This window comes from Streptomyces sp. NPDC005181 (genome assembly GCF_040608395.1).
GTDB lineage: Bacteria > Actinomycetota > Actinomycetes > Streptomycetales > Streptomycetaceae > Streptomyces.
The window spans coordinates 56,183-69,677 of the sequence record NZ_JBEXID010000002.1 but is presented as its reverse complement, the minus strand read 5'-3'; the positions used below and the strand labels follow the sequence as shown (position 1 = coordinate 69,677).

Here is a 13,495-nt window from a genome sequence, read left to right as displayed (position 1 = left end):
CTCCATACTGCCCGCAGACTCCGGGAACGTCAGAGGAGTCGGGCCATCAATCGACATGACCACGACGACAATTGGGGCACTCCGTGTCAGGTGCCCAGGACCAGTTCGGTCGCAATCGTGTTCCACAGACTCTCGAACCACGCCGCGGACTGCGCCACGAACAGTTGATCGCGTACCCCGGCAGTGCTTTCGAAGCGGAAGAGCGTCGAGTCACTGCCCAGCACATCGAACAGCTCGATCGGTGAGCCCTTGATCAGCTCCTCACGCTTCTCCACCGTGTAGTACGCGAACAGCGCCTCCGTTCCGTTCAGCAAGTACAGCTTCACCGGCGGAGTGAACGGCAACGCCCTCATGGTCACTTCGACGTCCAGGTCGTGCGTGCTGCGCAGCGATTCAAGGTTGTGCTTGAGCACCTGACCCTGCGAGTTGCGCAGCGCCAGCCAGCGCTCGTGCACCGCCCCGTCGCCCTGCAGAGGTTCGGCCCGCCGGGGAAAGGCCAGGTCGAGGTCACGGGCGGGCAGCATCACCCGGACCTTCACCGAACTCGGAGAAAGCCTCCCCGCCCTGATCCGCTGCAACGACTCGGCCAGGGCGAGGGTGAGGGACTCGGCCGTCAGACAGAGCGCATCGATCCGTACGGCGTCGCCCTGGAACGCTCCCAGGATCCGGGGGCCGAGCCCCGCCGCCGTCTGCTGGGGGACCTCGACCTCGGCCGGGCTGGCGACCCGGGGCGGAGCCCCTCTGGTGACAGCCGTGAGCAGCCCGTCACCCTGCAGACGCTGCAGCGCCAGCCGGACCACTCCGCGCTCGACCCCGAACTCCTCGGCCAGCACGGCCTGTGTCGGCAGGTGATCGCCGGACTTCAGGTCTCCGGTACGGATGCGCGCCCGAAGCGCCTCCGCCACCTCATCAGGTGTGGGCCTACGGTTGCCGTTCATCGCTGTGCGCTCAGGGGTCACAACGGAACGCTACAACTTCCCGCCATCAAGCGGGAGTTGTTTACGAGATGGCACCAACTGGGAACAACTTAGGCAGTTGGTCGCAACCTCTCCGAGTTCGACCCTGCACATCCCCGCTCGCCCGTCCACCGTCGTACGGGTGCTGCTCGCGCATCGGCTGATTCCCCGAGCTTCTCCGCTCCCCACCTCCCGAGGAGGGACCGCCATGCCCTGGATCACCCTTTTCCTAGAGCAACTGCTGCAATGGAAACTCGGCTTCATGGGTGGCGTGAGCGCCTCCCTCATGGCAGCCGGGATCAAGCTGGGCAACACAAAGTGCCTGATCGTGGGCTGCGTGATACTCGCGCTGCTCGTCGGCTCCGCACACGGCTCCCCTGCGACACCGTCGACTCGTCAGAAGCCGGCACGCGTTGCCAGTTTGTCCCAGTTCGAGTCAGAAAACGCCTGAAACGTGCGCACAACGCCGGCCTGATCGGATGCGGAGCCGGCCGAGGCGCCGATACGGAGCAGGGCGGCCCCCGCACCATTGATCCCGTTCAGCAGCTCATCGGCGATCCGCTTGTACTGATGCGCGCTGTTGCCGCCCGGCACACGCCTCAGAAAACATCCGGGCACCACGCCCGCCGCCCCGCCCGGAACACCCCGTCCGCCACCGCCGCAGCGCCCGGTACGAGCTCCTCGATCCGGCCCAGCGCAGCCAGCCGCAGCGCCGATTCGTCGCCGAGGTAGAGCGTCCCCAGCTCCCGTACGTCCAGCGCCAGATCCGCGCTCCGCGTCGTCGGTGCGCACGTGGCGCCGGCTGGGGAGGTGTCCAGGCGGAAGCGGCCGCCGGCGAGGCCCGCCGGGTCGTGGATGTCCAGGGTCAGGGAGGCCGGGGCCGCGTAGGTGCGGGCTTCCAGGGCTCGTACGACGTCCAGGACGCGCACCCACATCCAGTCCGCCTGCGTCACGATGCGGGCCGCACGGGGGTCCGGGAGGAGAAGGGGGAGCAGGTCGTCGGGGGCGCGGTGGCCGGAGCGGACCGTGGTGATCCAGTCGATCGAGCAGACGAAGTGCCACAGCGCCCGTTCCGCCGCCGGGGTCTCGGCGATCAGGCCGAGTACGGACGCCCGGTTCAGCGGCTGCTTCGCGTCGCCCCAGTTGTCGTCGGCGCGGTAGACGAGCAGGCCGTCGACCTCGCCGTCCGCGTTGCGGTACACCGCATGGAACGGTTCGGTCCAGGAGCCCGGTACGGGCACGTCCTCGCCGGTGTTCAGCTGCCACCAGCGGTCGCCACGGCTGACCACGCCGTGCTGCCGGGCGCGCAGCCGGTCGTGCAGGGCGGGGCCTGTCTTGCGTACGTCCGCCGCGTCGACCAGGTCGATACGGCCGCCGTCCGTCGCGGACGGGCCCGACCAGCGCGGGTCCAGGCCGGCCCGGGGGATGTCGATCTCCCACTCGGTGGTCCAGGCGGCCGGGCCGAACCCGTACCGCCCGTAGATCGGGTACTCGGCGGCGATCAGCGTGGCGACCACGTCGCCGCGCTCCTTCGCCGCTGCCAGGTCCGTGGCCATCATCCGGCTGAGCAGTCCGCGTCGGCGGTGCGTGGGCGACACCGTGACGTTGGTGACCGCGTCGGACGGCACCGTGGCACCGCCGACGACCGTCAGCTCCTGCGCGAACGACCGGAACGACGCCACACACCGCCCGTCGTCGAACACCCCTTGGGTCCGGTCCAGATCCATGTGCGGGAGGCGGCTCGCGGCCTCCCCCTCCGTCACCGTCGGCGGGCGCAGAAAGCCCGTGTTCACGGCGCGCAGCCAGCCGGGGAACTCGGATGCGGTGACGGTACGGACCTCAGGACTCATGTGCCCCACGCTAGGCATACGGTCCGGAGGATGTCGCCCGGTTTTAGGGCGGGAACGAGGGGCCCGGACCGGACTTCACCGGTCCGGTCAGAATGCCGCCCTGATCTCGCCCACCTCCGCGCTGCCGCCCAGCAGGGGCGCCCGTCCGATCCGGTCCACCACCGGGGCGTCGACGCCGAGCAGCTCCAGCGCCCTGGCCAGCACCGGGCCGAGCGCCCGGCCCCCGCCGTCGGTGATCTTGAACGCCAGCGCCCGGCCGTCCGGCAGCGCCACCGCCTGGACCGCCTCCGCACCCATCTTGGAGAGCGTGCCCGGGACCTCGCGCATCAGCCAGGTGTCGGGCCGCCGGGTGCCCGCGACGTACTCGGGGTGGGCGCGCATCGCGTCCGCCACCCGGCGCTCCACGGAGCCCTCCTCCGCCCGCACGAACGAGCGGAACGCCCGCGCCAGACCCACCAGGCTGATCGCCATCAGCGGCGCCCCGCAGCCGTCCGTGCCGACCGCCGCGACCGGTTCGCCCGCCGCCTCCTCGACCACCTGGTGGACCAGCTGCTGGAGCGGGTGCGCCGGGTCCAGATAGGTCGCCCGGTCCCAGCCGTTGCGTACGCACACCGCGAGCATGGCGGCGTGCTTGCCGGAGCAGTTCATGGTGATCCGCTCACGGACCTGGCTGGCAGCGAGATACGTCTCCGCCTCCGCCGGGTCCAGCGGCAGATCGGGCGGGGTCTGCAGATCCTCGGGCGTCAGTCCGTGCTCGGCGAGCATCTTGTGCACGAGATCGAGGTGGAACCCCTCGCCCGAGTGGCTCGCGGCGGCCAGCGCCAGCCGCTCCCCGGAGAGGTCGAGCCCGGCCCGCAGCACGGCGGCGGCCTGCATCGGCTTGTTGGAGGAGCGGGGGAAGACCGGCGCGTCCGGGTCCCCGAGGGTCCGCTCCACACTGCCGTCCGCTGCCAGCACGACCAGGGAGCCCCGGTGATGGCCCTCCACGAAGCCGGACCGTACGACCTCGGCCAGAACAGGAAGGGCGGGGGGAGCGGGCAGCGCGGGGGACGCCGGGGATATGAGAGGTGTGGAGGTCATGGGAGCGGCCTTCCGGGCGGGGCGATGACCGGCCCCGCCCCGAAGGATCGCTTCAGGCGAGAAGGTCGTCTACTTGTGCTTCCCCGTCACGGTACCTGCGGGCGATCTCGGCGCTGCAATCGTCAGCGGTACGTTGCAGCTGGTGACGGCGGCGGGAAACCTGCTGCTCGTAGCGGACGAGCCGCCCCATCGCGGTGTGCAGCTCCTGGTCCGTACGGGCATCGAGGTCGGAGAGCTCGACCTCGGCGAGCGTCTCGGCCGCCAGCCGGCGGAACTCGTCGCTGCGCGGTGTGGTGAGCGTGACATGCCGGGCGGAGGAGCGGTGCTGGGACGGGGTGTCGGCGAGGATCTCGGAGAGCCGGTCCACGACCGGGGCCTCGGGGTCCCGGCGGCGGGCCAGCTCGGCCCCCAGGATGTCGATGCGGCCCTGGACCAGACGGCGTACGTAGCTGAGGTCGGCCTCGTCGCGCTGCGAGTCACGGCGCAGGTTGCGCAGCTCCGGCAGCCGCAGGGCGCCGAGCTCGGGCGGTGACTGCCCCGGCACACCGTCGCCGATGCCCGGACCGGTCCGCTGCACGGGTGGCCGCATGGCGCCGGCGCTGGTATCGGTACTGGTGGTGGCACGCGTGACCGGTACGGCACCGGCTGGGTGCCCGGCTCCATATGTACTCATGCTTTGTCCATCCCCTCGACCGGTGCGTCGGCACACCGCCTCCGTGCATCGTGCCATTCCGCACGGCCCCTACGCAGGTGCTCTGTACCCGTTCAGCCCAAGATAGGTTGGTCTGTATGCGTGCAGTGATACAGAGGGTGTACGGCGCGAGCGTCACGGTCGTCGACGGCGCGGGCGACGGAAGCGGCCCCGCGGTGGTGGGCGAAATCGTCGGCGAGGGGCTGTGTGTGCTGGTCGGAGTCACCCATGGGGACACCGTGGAGAAGGCGGCGCAGCTTGCCCGCAAGCTCTGGTCGGTCCGCATTCTGGAGGGCGAGAAGTCCTGCTCCGACGTGAATGCGCCGCTTTTGGTGATTTCGCAGTTCACTCTCTACGGGGACGCCCGGAAGGGCCGCAGGCCCACCTGGAACGCCGCGGCACCCGGCGAGATCGCCGAACCGCTGGTCGACGAGGTGGTGGCGCAGCTGCGGGCGCTGGGGGCACATGTGGAGACGGGCCGGTTCGGAGCGGACATGCGGGTCACGCTCACGAACCATGGCCCGTTCACCGTCCTGGTCGAGGTCTGAGCGGGGTCCGCCGGGAGCCGGACGGGTGCGCGCAGAATTCAGGCCAAGATCTACGGCTCGACGACCGTCTCCTGGGCCGCCGCCGTGTCCCCGGCGAGCAGTTCCGCGTCCACCGCCACGTTCCGCTTGACCAGCGCCAGCGCGATCGGGCCCAGCTCGTGGTGGCGGGCGGACGTGGTGATGAAGCCCAGCTGGCGGCCGTCCGCCCCGTCCGCGGCGAGCCGCACCGGCGTCCCGTGCCCGGGCAGCAGCACATCGCTGCCGTCCAGGTGCAGGAAGACCAGTCGACGCGGCGGCTTCCCCAGGTTCTGCACCCGGGCCACGGTCTCCTGGCCGCGGTAGCAGCCCTTCTGGAGGTGGACGGCGGTGCCGATCCAGCCCAGCTCGTGCGGAATGGTGCGGTGGTCGGTCTCGAAGCCGAGCCGGGGGCGGTGTGCCTCGATGCGCAGCGCCTCGTACGCCAGGATGCCGGCCACCGGGCCGTGCTCGGCGGCGTACTGCTCCAGGTCGGCGCGGGGCAGGAACAGGTCGCGGCCGTGCGGCGCCTCCCGCACGACGACGCCTGCCGGTACCTCTTCGATGGAGCCGGCCGGCAGGTGCACGACGGCGAAGTCCTCGGTGCGGTCGGCGACTTCGACCTGGTAGAAGAACTTCATCGACTCCAGATAGGCGACCAGTTCGCCCTGGGTGTCCGGTTCGACGTGCGCCCACACCGTCTCGCCGTCGTCGACGAGATAGAGGGCGTGCTCGATGTGTCCGTTCGAGCTGAGGATCAGCGCCTCGGTGGCCTGTCCGGGAGCGAGTTCGCTGACGTGCTGGGTGAGCAGCAGGTGCAGCCAGGCCAGCCGGTCGCTTCCGGTGACGGTGACGACGCCGCGGTGCGAGAGGTCGACGAGGCCGGCGCCGTCGGCCAGGGCGCGCTGCTCGCGGAACAGGTCGCCGTAGTGCGCGGCGACGCCTTCGTCGCGACCTTCGGCGGGAACGGCGCCGGGCAGGGACAGCAGAGGGCTCTTCATGCGACCAGCGTACGACTCGATTTACTGCCCGGAACCAGGAGCACGCGCCGGTCCGGCCGCCGCCTTCGCCGTGCAGTCGGCACAGCGGCCGAAGATCGCGAAGTGCTTCATGTCGGTCTCGAAGCCGAAAGTGTCCCGTAGCTTCGTGGTGAACTCGGCGACGACGTCGACATCGCCCTCGATGACATTCGTACAGTCCCGGCAGACCAGATGGATGTGGTGGTGGCGGTCGGCCAGGTGGTACGTCGGTGCCCCGTGCCCCAGATGGGCGTGGCTGACCAGCCTCAGCTCCTCCAGGAGCTCCAGGGTCCGGTAGACGGTGGAGATGTTCACGCCGGACGCCGTCCGACGGACCTCGCAGAGGATGTCGTCCGGCGTCGCGTGTTCCAGCCTGTCGACCGCTTCCAGGACAAGCTGCCGCTGCGGCGTCAGCCGGTAGCCGCGCTGCCGAAGGTCGCTCTTCCAGTCGGTGCTCACCACAGGCCCAGTGTAGGACCGGATGAGCACCTGCCCGCAGGCCGCGCGACTACTTGGTCATCCGATTGCGGGTGGTGCGTCTACTTGAAGAACGCGATGCCGTCGTCCGGCAGGTCGCCGAGGCCCTTGGCCATCGCCTCGACCTCTTCGGGGGTGACGACCTTCTTCAGGTGCGCCGACATGTACGGGCGCAGCTCCACCTCGGGGGTGGCCTTCTCGCCGACCCACATCAGGTCGCTCTTCACGTAGCCGTAGAGCCGCTTGCCACCGTTGTACGGGCCGGAGGCCGCAGTCCGGGCCACCGCGTCGGTGACCAGGTCGATCTGCGGCTTCTGGTGGGCGAGCTCGCCGTACCAGATCTCGATGACGCCCTGGTCGCGGACCATGACGACCTCGACCTTGCGGTCCTTGTCGATGCGCCAGTAGCCGGACTCGGACTCCAGCGGCCTGAGCTTGTTGCCCTCGGCGTCGAGCACCCAGGAGTGCGAGACGTATTCCAGGAAGTCCCGGCCGTCGTGGCTGAAGGAGACTTCCTGGCCGAAGTTGCACTTCTCGGCGCCGGGGAAGTCGGACACGCCCGCGCCCGTCCAGTTGCCCAGCAGGAAGGCAAGCGGGACGAGGTCCGGGTGGAGGTCGGACGGAATCTCGATCATGAGCGGCTCAGACGATCTGTGAGGGGGTGGTGAGCGGTGCGGACGCGGGTCAGCGCTGGCCCTGGTACAGCTTCTTCACGGTCAGGCCGGCGAAGGCGAGAACACCGACGCAGACCAGGACCAGCAGGGTGGAGAAGAATGCCTCAAGCACGGGAGCTCCTCGGACGAGCGGTATGGCGGCAGTACAGGGCCGGGCCCCAGCCTAATGGGTAGGGGCCCGGCGCGATGGTCCGGGGCGTGCCGAGGGGGAGGGGACTCCCTCGGCGTGCGGATCAGCCCAGCAGCTGGTTCTGCAGGATCAGCGTCTGGCGGAACGGGATCTGCTCGGCGGTCTTCTTGCCCTGCTGCGAGTGGATGACCAGGGCGAGCGTGTCACCGGCCTGGATGTAGGCCTCGTGGATCCGCCCCTTCCCGGTCTTCGTCTCGCCGAACGCGTAGACCGCGGTCTCCGGCACCTTGCCGCCGGCGTTCCAGCTCTCGTCCATCTGCAGTTCCGTCGGCCAGTCGAGCGGTATGCCCGCGGTGCTGCTCACATAGGTGTCGTCCCGGAGACCCTGGGCGAACGCCGTCGAGTTGAACTGGAGCAGATAGACCCTGGACCTGGTGCCGTCCGGCATGGTCCAGCCGCGCGCCGCGATGTGGCGCAGGGCCGAGTCGTCGAGCAACTGGGTGAGCTCACCGCGCTTGTCCTTGCGGAACTCGCCGACGAACTGCGCCGTGCTCACCCAGCCGCCCGTCAGCTTCTTGTCCACGGTTGCTCCGGCCGGGGCGGGGATCAGCAGCTTCCGCAGGTCGGCGTGGTGAATCTCGGCGACATTGCTCTCGTTGAACGGGCGCGGCGAACCGGCCGGCAGGGCGGGCAGGCTGAGCTCCGGGTAGTCCCAGCGCCCGTCGTCCTCGGTGGCCAGACCCGGTACGTCGGTGCGTTCCATCGAGGTGATGCCGAGAGCCGTACCGGTGCCGAGACCCCCGAGCACCAGCACGGCGGCGGTCCAGCGGGCGACGGCCCGCAGGGCGCGCCGGGACGACTTCGGAGCCGGTACGGGCTCCGCCACCGGAAGTGCCTGCTCGGGGGCCGTCAGTGGCCCGGCGACCGCTGAGGGCTCCGTGGCCGGTCCGTCCGTGGCCCGGATGGGCTCGGCGGCCGCTACAGGCTCCGCTCCCGTCGGCGGAAGCTGCTGCTCCGGGACAGCGGGCTCCTCGGTCGCGGCGGTCGGTGCCACCGTCTGCTCGGTCATACGTACTCCCCCGGGGACTCGATGTGGTCGAGCTGGTCCTTCACGAGATCGGCGACGTCGGACGCGCTGAACGGCTTGGTGCCGTACGCCTCGATGGTGACGAACAGCTCCCCGTCGTAGGCGACGCAGGACAGGCCGTCGAGCTTCACCTTGGTCCGCGCGGAATCCCGGACGCACCTGGCCTTCTTGTGGCCGTCGATCTTCGGCCCCTTGCGGAGGCCGACGTAGGTGTCCATCAGCTCCGTCTGGAAGCCGTACAGGTCATGGACAGCCTTCTTGTCCTTCATCTTCACGATCTGGGTCTCGACCGTCAGATCGTTGTCGTCCGATGTGTACGAGCGCTGCGCGATGCCCTGAAGATGGAGCCGGTCGATGCGCTGGTCCCGTTCGCGGCGCTGCCTGCCCGCGATCCCCCGGCCGCTCTCCTTCATCTGGGCCGTGGCCTTCTTGCCGCTGATCTCGTCGTCGTTTCCGTACTCCCCCATGTCCGGGCCGAGACGGTAGTTCTCCGGGACCGGCAGCAGCAGCTTGCTGAGCTCGGTATCGGCCCTGCCCCGGCCGACGTCCCCGGCGGGGTCCTTGGCGGGCTTGTGCGCTCCCTCGCCCCAGACCTTGGTGGTGACCGTGCGATCGGCGCTGTCCACGGTGACCTTGGTGTAGGCAGCCGCACCGCCGACGGCGCCGAGGACCAGGACCGCGGGGAGCACGGCGAGCACCACGCGCCGGGTCCGGCCCTTCGGGGCGGAGGGGGCCGGCTCGGCGGACGGGGCGCTGTCGGGTGTCATGTCGTCGTCGTTCACAGCCGCTCCAGCTGTCGCTCGGCCAGGGTCCGGATGTCCTTCTTGCTGATCGGCACGGTGTCGAAGATGTTGATGTCGAGCATGACGTCGCCGCGCTGGGCAATGGCCCGAGCGTGGTGGACAGACAGGTAGCTCGGCTTGTTCACTGCCTTGTACACGAAGTAGCGGCCGTTGCCGCTGCCCTTGATCGGATCGCCCTCGTTGCCTGCGCCTTCCTTGGCGTAGGGCATGTAGTCCAGCTGGCCGTTCGCATGGTCGGGCGCCCCGAGCCATGCGCCGGAGCGGAACTGCACGAGGCGGATGCTCACATCGCGGTACTGCCCCTGCGACCAGTTGACGGCCGCGATCCGGCGGACGTCGGCCTCCGCGAGCGTTTCGAACATGTAGTCCTCGCTCTTGAACTCCCGCGCGTACGCGTCAAGGGACCTCCACCCGTTCTCCTGCAGCGGGAAGACGGGGCGGCGCGCCCCCGAGGGCTTGTTGACGAGCAGCTCACGCAGATCGCCGTCCGTCTTCCGCCGCCGGTCCTGCGACACGGGCAGCGGGTCCGGGGCCTTGTCCGCAGGCAGCGCCTTCGCCGGGTAGGCAAGGTTCGGCTGCGACAGGGCGGGCAACGGGGTCGGGGCGCGGTCGGCCTGCACGCCATAACCGACGGCGGTGCCGCCGGCGATCCCGAGCACCGCGGCGGCGGCGATCAGCACAGTGGTGCGACCACGCGGCCGCGGCTTGCCCGGCGTCGCCGGCGCACCGGACTCGGCCACCGGAGCGGGCGCGGGCTCGACGACCGGCTCGGTCACCGCCACCGGCACGGGCGCGGGCTCCACGACCGGCTCGGTCGCGGGCGCGACCACCGGCGCGGGCGCGGACGGCTCCACGGCCTGAACCTGCGCCTCGACCTGCACGGGTGGCTCGGCCGGCCCGTCAGGAATGGTGTCTTTCGGTTCCAAGAGGGTCCCCCCACGAGACCTGAGGCGCAGATTCCGTTACCTGCGCACACACCTGACCCCTGGTAAGGGGGTGGGGTTGTACCTCGGACGATTACAGTTCGGCATATGCAGAAGAAGCTCGTGATCAAGGTGACCGCAGGTGCCGACTCCCCCGAGCGCTGCTCACAGGCGTTCACGGTGGCGGCGGTCGCCGTCGCCAGCGGTGTGGAGGTCTCGCTCTGGCTGACCGGCGAATCCGCCTGGTTCTCCCTGCCGGGCCGCGCCGCCGAGTTCGAACTGCCGCACGCCGCACCGCTGCCGGATCTGATCGAGTCGATTCAGGCGGGTGGTCTGATCACCCTCTGCACACAGTGCGCCGCGCGTCGCGACATCACCGAAAACGATGTCCTCGAAGGCGTACGGATCGCAGGCGCCCAGGTCTTCGTCAGCGAGATCATGGCCGACGGCGTCCAGGCCCTCGTCTACTGAAGCCGCCGTTCACTCAGGCAGCGGGGCAGCCGCCTGCGGAAGCCGCCGTCTACTGAGGGCGCTTCTTGCCGTCGAGCTCGTCCCACCACTCGTCCGACTTCGGGTCGCCGGACGGATCGTCCCACCAGCGGTCGTCCGGCCCCCGCCGGTTGGCGACCATCGCCGCGACGGGCGGGATGACCATGGCGACCACGCACATTCCTATGGCGACCGGCATCGACCAGAGTCGCACGACGGCCCAGGCGGACACGAACAGGACGATGCATCCGCCCATCAGCAGGAAATAGCCACGACGGCGCCGGGCGTACATGACTCAAGCGTAGGCCCCGGTCGGCGCGTGCGAACGGCGCGAAGGGCCGTACCCCGGTTCAGTAGGCGTCCAACCCCCTGGGGTACGGCCCTCCGGCCGATCTGTGCCGCGAATCAGACGGCGATGGCCACCTCGGAGAGGCCACCGGTCTGCGCGACGACTGTGCGGTCGGCGCTGCCGCCCGGGACGAGGGCGCGCAGCGTCCAGGTGCCCTCGGCCGCGTAGAAGCGGAACTGTCCGGTCGCCGAGGTCGGGACCTCCGCGGTGAACTCGCCGGTCGAGTCCAGAAGACGGACGTAACCGGTGACGGGCTCGCCGTCGCGGGTCACGCTGCCCTGGATGGTGGTCTCACCGGGCTTGATGGTCGAAGCGTCGGGGCCGCCGGCCTTTGCTCCACACATGGTGTTCTGTCCTTCTGGTCGAGGGTCGTGCTGGTCCAGGCGTACGGAGTTACTTGTTGGCGCCGAGCTCGATCGGCACACCCACGAGGGAGCCGTACTCGGTCCACGAGCCGTCGTAGTTCTTGACGTTCTCGACACCGAGCAGCTGGTGCAGCACGAACCACGTGAGCGCGGAACGCTCACCGATGCGGCAATACGCGATGGTGTCCTTCGCCAGGTCGACCTGCTCGGCCTCGTAGAGCGCCTTGAGCGCTTCGTCCGACTTGAACGTGCCGTCGTCGTTGGCGTTCTTCGACCACGGGATGTTGCGGGCGCTCGGCACGTGGCCGGGGCGCTGCGACTGCTCCTGCGGGAGGTGCGCCGGGGCGAGCAGCTTGCCGCTGAACTCGTCGGGCGAACGCACGTCGACCAGGTTCTGGTTGCCGATCGCGGCCACGATTTCGTCGCGGTAGGCGCGGATCGACTCGTCCTGGGCCTTGGCCTTGTACTCGGTGGCCGGGCGGGACGGGATCTGGTCGCCGTCGACCAGGTCGCGGGAGTCGAGCTCCCACTTCTTGCGGCCGCCGTCGAGCAGGCGGACGTCCTGGTGACCGTAGAGCTTGAAGTACCAGAACGCGTAGGACGCGAACCAGTTGTTGTTGCCGCCGTAGAGGACGACCGTGGTGTCGTTCCCGATGCCCTTCTCGGACAGCAGCTTCTCGAAGCCGGCCTGGTCGATGAAGTCGCGGCGGACCGGGTCCTGGAGGTCCTTGGTCCAGTCGATCCGGATCGCGTTCTTGATGTGGTTCTTCTCGTACGCCGAGGTGTCCTCGTCGACCTCGACGAGGGCGATCTTCGGGTCGTCGATGTGGGCCTCGACCCAGTCGGCGTCTACCAGGACGTCACTGCGGCTCATTATGTTCTCCTCCGGGGCAGTCTGCGGCGAGATGGTGCGTGATGCGAGATGTACGGGGCGCAATATTTGCGCATACACACATGCAGAGGGGTGGGCCCTGACAGCGGTCGAAAGGCCGGGAATGCGGGGTGCGACGATCCCGCTCAGATGGTGCGACAGAGCATGGCGGCGATGCGGCACAGGTCTACTGCCCGCCGCTTCGTGAGATCCGCCTGTCGCTTCATGTGTCCGATCGTAGGGACGTACGGGCGGGCATGTCACCGTTGTGTCGCATATTGAGACACGATCGTCCACAATGCGGGACGAGGGCAAGCCTGCCGCGCCGGACGGGCCGGGCCGGGGTCGATCGGGCCCCCCGGTCATCTACGGGTCGGACGTGTCCGTCTCATTATGTGGCGCAGCGCCTGTCGGAGCTCCTACCCAGCCGCGGCACGCCTTACGTATCGGACTGCCTATCCGCCGAGCGGGATGTCCGACCCGGTCACGGAGATCTCCAGGCCGTTCTCGGTCGGCTCGATCCTCTGCAGCTTGAGGCCGTTCGGCAGGGCACCGGTCTCCCGCTCGAAGTCGGTCTTCCTGCGCACCAGGCCTTCGAGGCCGGGGATGCCTTCACCCGGCACCTTGTCCGCGTGCACCCGGATGGTGTGGCCGTCGACCAGGGAGACGGTGGAGGTCACGCTGCGTGTGAGCGTGCGGCCGAGGATCTCGACGGCGCCGGTCACCTTCACCTTGCCGTTGCCGCCGTACTCGACGACGACGCCGTCGTCGGCCGCGTGCGTCAGGTCCTCGTACGAGATGGTCGCCGTGCCCGTGGCCCGGGCGGCGGTGGCGCTGGAGAAGCCGTCGGCCAGCGTGACGTCGTGGAGTTCGGCCTTCATTTCGCTGATCCGGATCCTGCGGCCGCCGGCGTCGGTCTCGATGCCGGTGAGCTCGATGTCGACCTCGTCGAGCGCGGATCCGGCGACCTGCGTCAGGAACGGGAAGCCCTTGATGGAGATGTCCGTCGAGTCGACCGTGGAGCCGGTGATCTCGACTCTGCCCTCGGCCTCCGACTCGGCGAAGTACACCGCCGCCCGGTCGACGGCGATGAAGATGCCGCCCAGAACCACCACTATGACCAGCAGTATTCGCAGTGCGCGCATGCCCGTTCCTCCCCCACCCTGCA

17 protein-coding genes are annotated in these 13,495 nt (G+C 69.4%); 3 read left to right on the top strand and 14 right to left on the bottom strand.

What is annotated here, in order from left to right:
* Nucleotides 1-86 precede the first annotated feature (86 nt).
* Nucleotides 87-938: a GntR family transcriptional regulator gene (locus ABZV38_RS02240; RefSeq protein ID WP_356323910.1), complete on the bottom strand. Its 852-nt coding sequence runs from the start codon at nt 936-938 to the stop codon at nt 87-89.
* Nucleotides 939-1,164: 226 nt separating this feature from the next.
* On the opposite strand from ABZV38_RS02240, the gene ABZV38_RS02235 reads away from it, so the two are divergent.
* Nucleotides 1,165-1,407 (top strand): hypothetical protein, encoded by a 243-nt coding sequence (locus ABZV38_RS02235; RefSeq protein WP_356323630.1) that lies wholly within the window; start codon nt 1,165-1,167, stop codon nt 1,405-1,407.
* 148 nt (nt 1,408-1,555) lie between these two features.
* On the opposite strand, the gene ABZV38_RS02230 is transcribed toward ABZV38_RS02235, so the two are convergent.
* The 3 genes from ABZV38_RS02230 to ABZV38_RS02220 form a co-directional block, all read right to left on the bottom strand.
* Nucleotides 1,556-2,806: a GNAT family N-acetyltransferase gene (locus ABZV38_RS02230; RefSeq protein ID WP_356323628.1), complete on the bottom strand. Its 1,251-nt coding sequence runs from the start codon at nt 2,804-2,806 to the stop codon at nt 1,556-1,558.
* A gap of 87 nt (nt 2,807-2,893) precedes the next feature.
* Nucleotides 2,894-3,886, bottom strand: coding sequence for an asparaginase (locus ABZV38_RS02225; RefSeq protein WP_356323626.1), 993 nt, complete (start codon nt 3,884-3,886; stop codon nt 2,894-2,896).
* 52 nt (nt 3,887-3,938) lie between these two features.
* Nucleotides 3,939-4,559, bottom strand: coding sequence for an ABC transporter substrate-binding protein (locus tag ABZV38_RS02220; protein ID WP_356323624.1), 621 nt, complete (start codon nt 4,557-4,559; stop codon nt 3,939-3,941).
* Between the two features lie 116 nt (nt 4,560-4,675).
* Here ABZV38_RS02220 and dtd point away from each other — a divergent pair, with 116 nt between their 5' ends.
* Complete coding sequence (dtd, locus tag ABZV38_RS02215) at nt 4,676-5,125, top strand: D-aminoacyl-tRNA deacylase (RefSeq protein WP_356323622.1); 450 nt, start codon at nt 4,676-4,678, stop codon at nt 5,123-5,125.
* Between the two features lie 50 nt (nt 5,126-5,175).
* Here the strand turns inward: dtd and ABZV38_RS02210 are convergent, their stop codons facing one another.
* The 6 genes from ABZV38_RS02210 to ABZV38_RS02185 all read right to left on the bottom strand — a co-directional run bounded on the left by ABZV38_RS02210 (nt 5,176) and on the right by ABZV38_RS02185 (nt 10,256).
* The gene (locus ABZV38_RS02210) at nt 5,176-6,141 is read right to left on the bottom strand and encodes a folate-binding protein (protein ID WP_356323619.1); all 966 of its coding nucleotides are present in this window, start codon (nt 6,139-6,141) and stop codon (nt 5,176-5,178) included.
* Between the two features lie 21 nt (nt 6,142-6,162).
* Entirely contained in the window at nt 6,163-6,621 is a 459-nt protein-coding gene (locus tag ABZV38_RS02205; RefSeq protein ID WP_356323617.1) for a transcriptional repressor, read from the bottom strand.
* Nucleotides 6,622-6,698: 77 nt separating this feature from the next.
* Nucleotides 6,699-7,271, bottom strand: a complete 573-nt coding sequence (locus ABZV38_RS02200; RefSeq protein ID WP_356323615.1) for an FABP family protein — start codon at nt 7,269-7,271, stop codon at nt 6,699-6,701.
* Nucleotides 7,272-7,543: 272 nt separating this feature from the next.
* Nucleotides 7,544-8,509 (bottom strand): hypothetical protein, encoded by a 966-nt coding sequence (locus tag ABZV38_RS02195; RefSeq protein ID WP_356323613.1) that lies wholly within the window; start codon nt 8,507-8,509, stop codon nt 7,544-7,546.
* Complete coding sequence (locus ABZV38_RS02190) at nt 8,506-9,294, bottom strand: hypothetical protein (RefSeq protein WP_356323908.1); 789 nt, start codon at nt 9,292-9,294, stop codon at nt 8,506-8,508. The genes ABZV38_RS02195 and ABZV38_RS02190 overlap by 4 nt, the downstream gene beginning before the upstream one ends.
* Nucleotides 9,295-9,305: 11 nt before the next feature.
* Nucleotides 9,306-10,256, bottom strand: a complete 951-nt coding sequence (locus ABZV38_RS02185) for a hypothetical protein (RefSeq protein ID WP_356323611.1) — start codon at nt 10,254-10,256, stop codon at nt 9,306-9,308.
* Between the two features lie 105 nt (nt 10,257-10,361).
* Here ABZV38_RS02185 and ABZV38_RS02180 point away from each other — a divergent pair, with 105 nt between their 5' ends.
* Nucleotides 10,362-10,724: a DsrE family protein gene (locus ABZV38_RS02180; protein ID WP_356323609.1), complete on the top strand. Its 363-nt coding sequence runs from the start codon at nt 10,362-10,364 to the stop codon at nt 10,722-10,724.
* 49 nt (nt 10,725-10,773) lie between these two features.
* On the opposite strand, the gene ABZV38_RS02175 is transcribed toward ABZV38_RS02180, so the two are convergent.
* The 4 genes from ABZV38_RS02175 to ABZV38_RS02160 all read right to left on the bottom strand — a co-directional run bounded on the left by ABZV38_RS02175 (nt 10,774) and on the right by ABZV38_RS02160 (nt 13,472).
* Nucleotides 10,774-11,034: a DUF3099 domain-containing protein gene (locus ABZV38_RS02175; protein ID WP_356323607.1), complete on the bottom strand. Its 261-nt coding sequence runs from the start codon at nt 11,032-11,034 to the stop codon at nt 10,774-10,776.
* Nucleotides 11,035-11,147: 113 nt separating this feature from the next.
* Complete coding sequence (locus ABZV38_RS02170; RefSeq protein ID WP_018490348.1) at nt 11,148-11,435, bottom strand: DUF1416 domain-containing protein; 288 nt, start codon at nt 11,433-11,435, stop codon at nt 11,148-11,150.
* A gap of 49 nt (nt 11,436-11,484) precedes the next feature.
* Nucleotides 11,485-12,330 carry a sulfurtransferase gene (locus ABZV38_RS02165; RefSeq protein ID WP_356323605.1) on the bottom strand — a complete coding sequence of 282 codons (846 nt, stop codon included), beginning with the start codon at nt 12,328-12,330 and terminating at the stop codon, nt 11,485-11,487.
* A gap of 452 nt (nt 12,331-12,782) precedes the next feature.
* Nucleotides 12,783-13,472 (bottom strand): DUF2993 domain-containing protein, encoded by a 690-nt coding sequence (locus tag ABZV38_RS02160; protein WP_356323603.1) that lies wholly within the window; start codon nt 13,470-13,472, stop codon nt 12,783-12,785.
* Between the last annotated feature and the right edge of the window lie 23 nt (nt 13,473-13,495).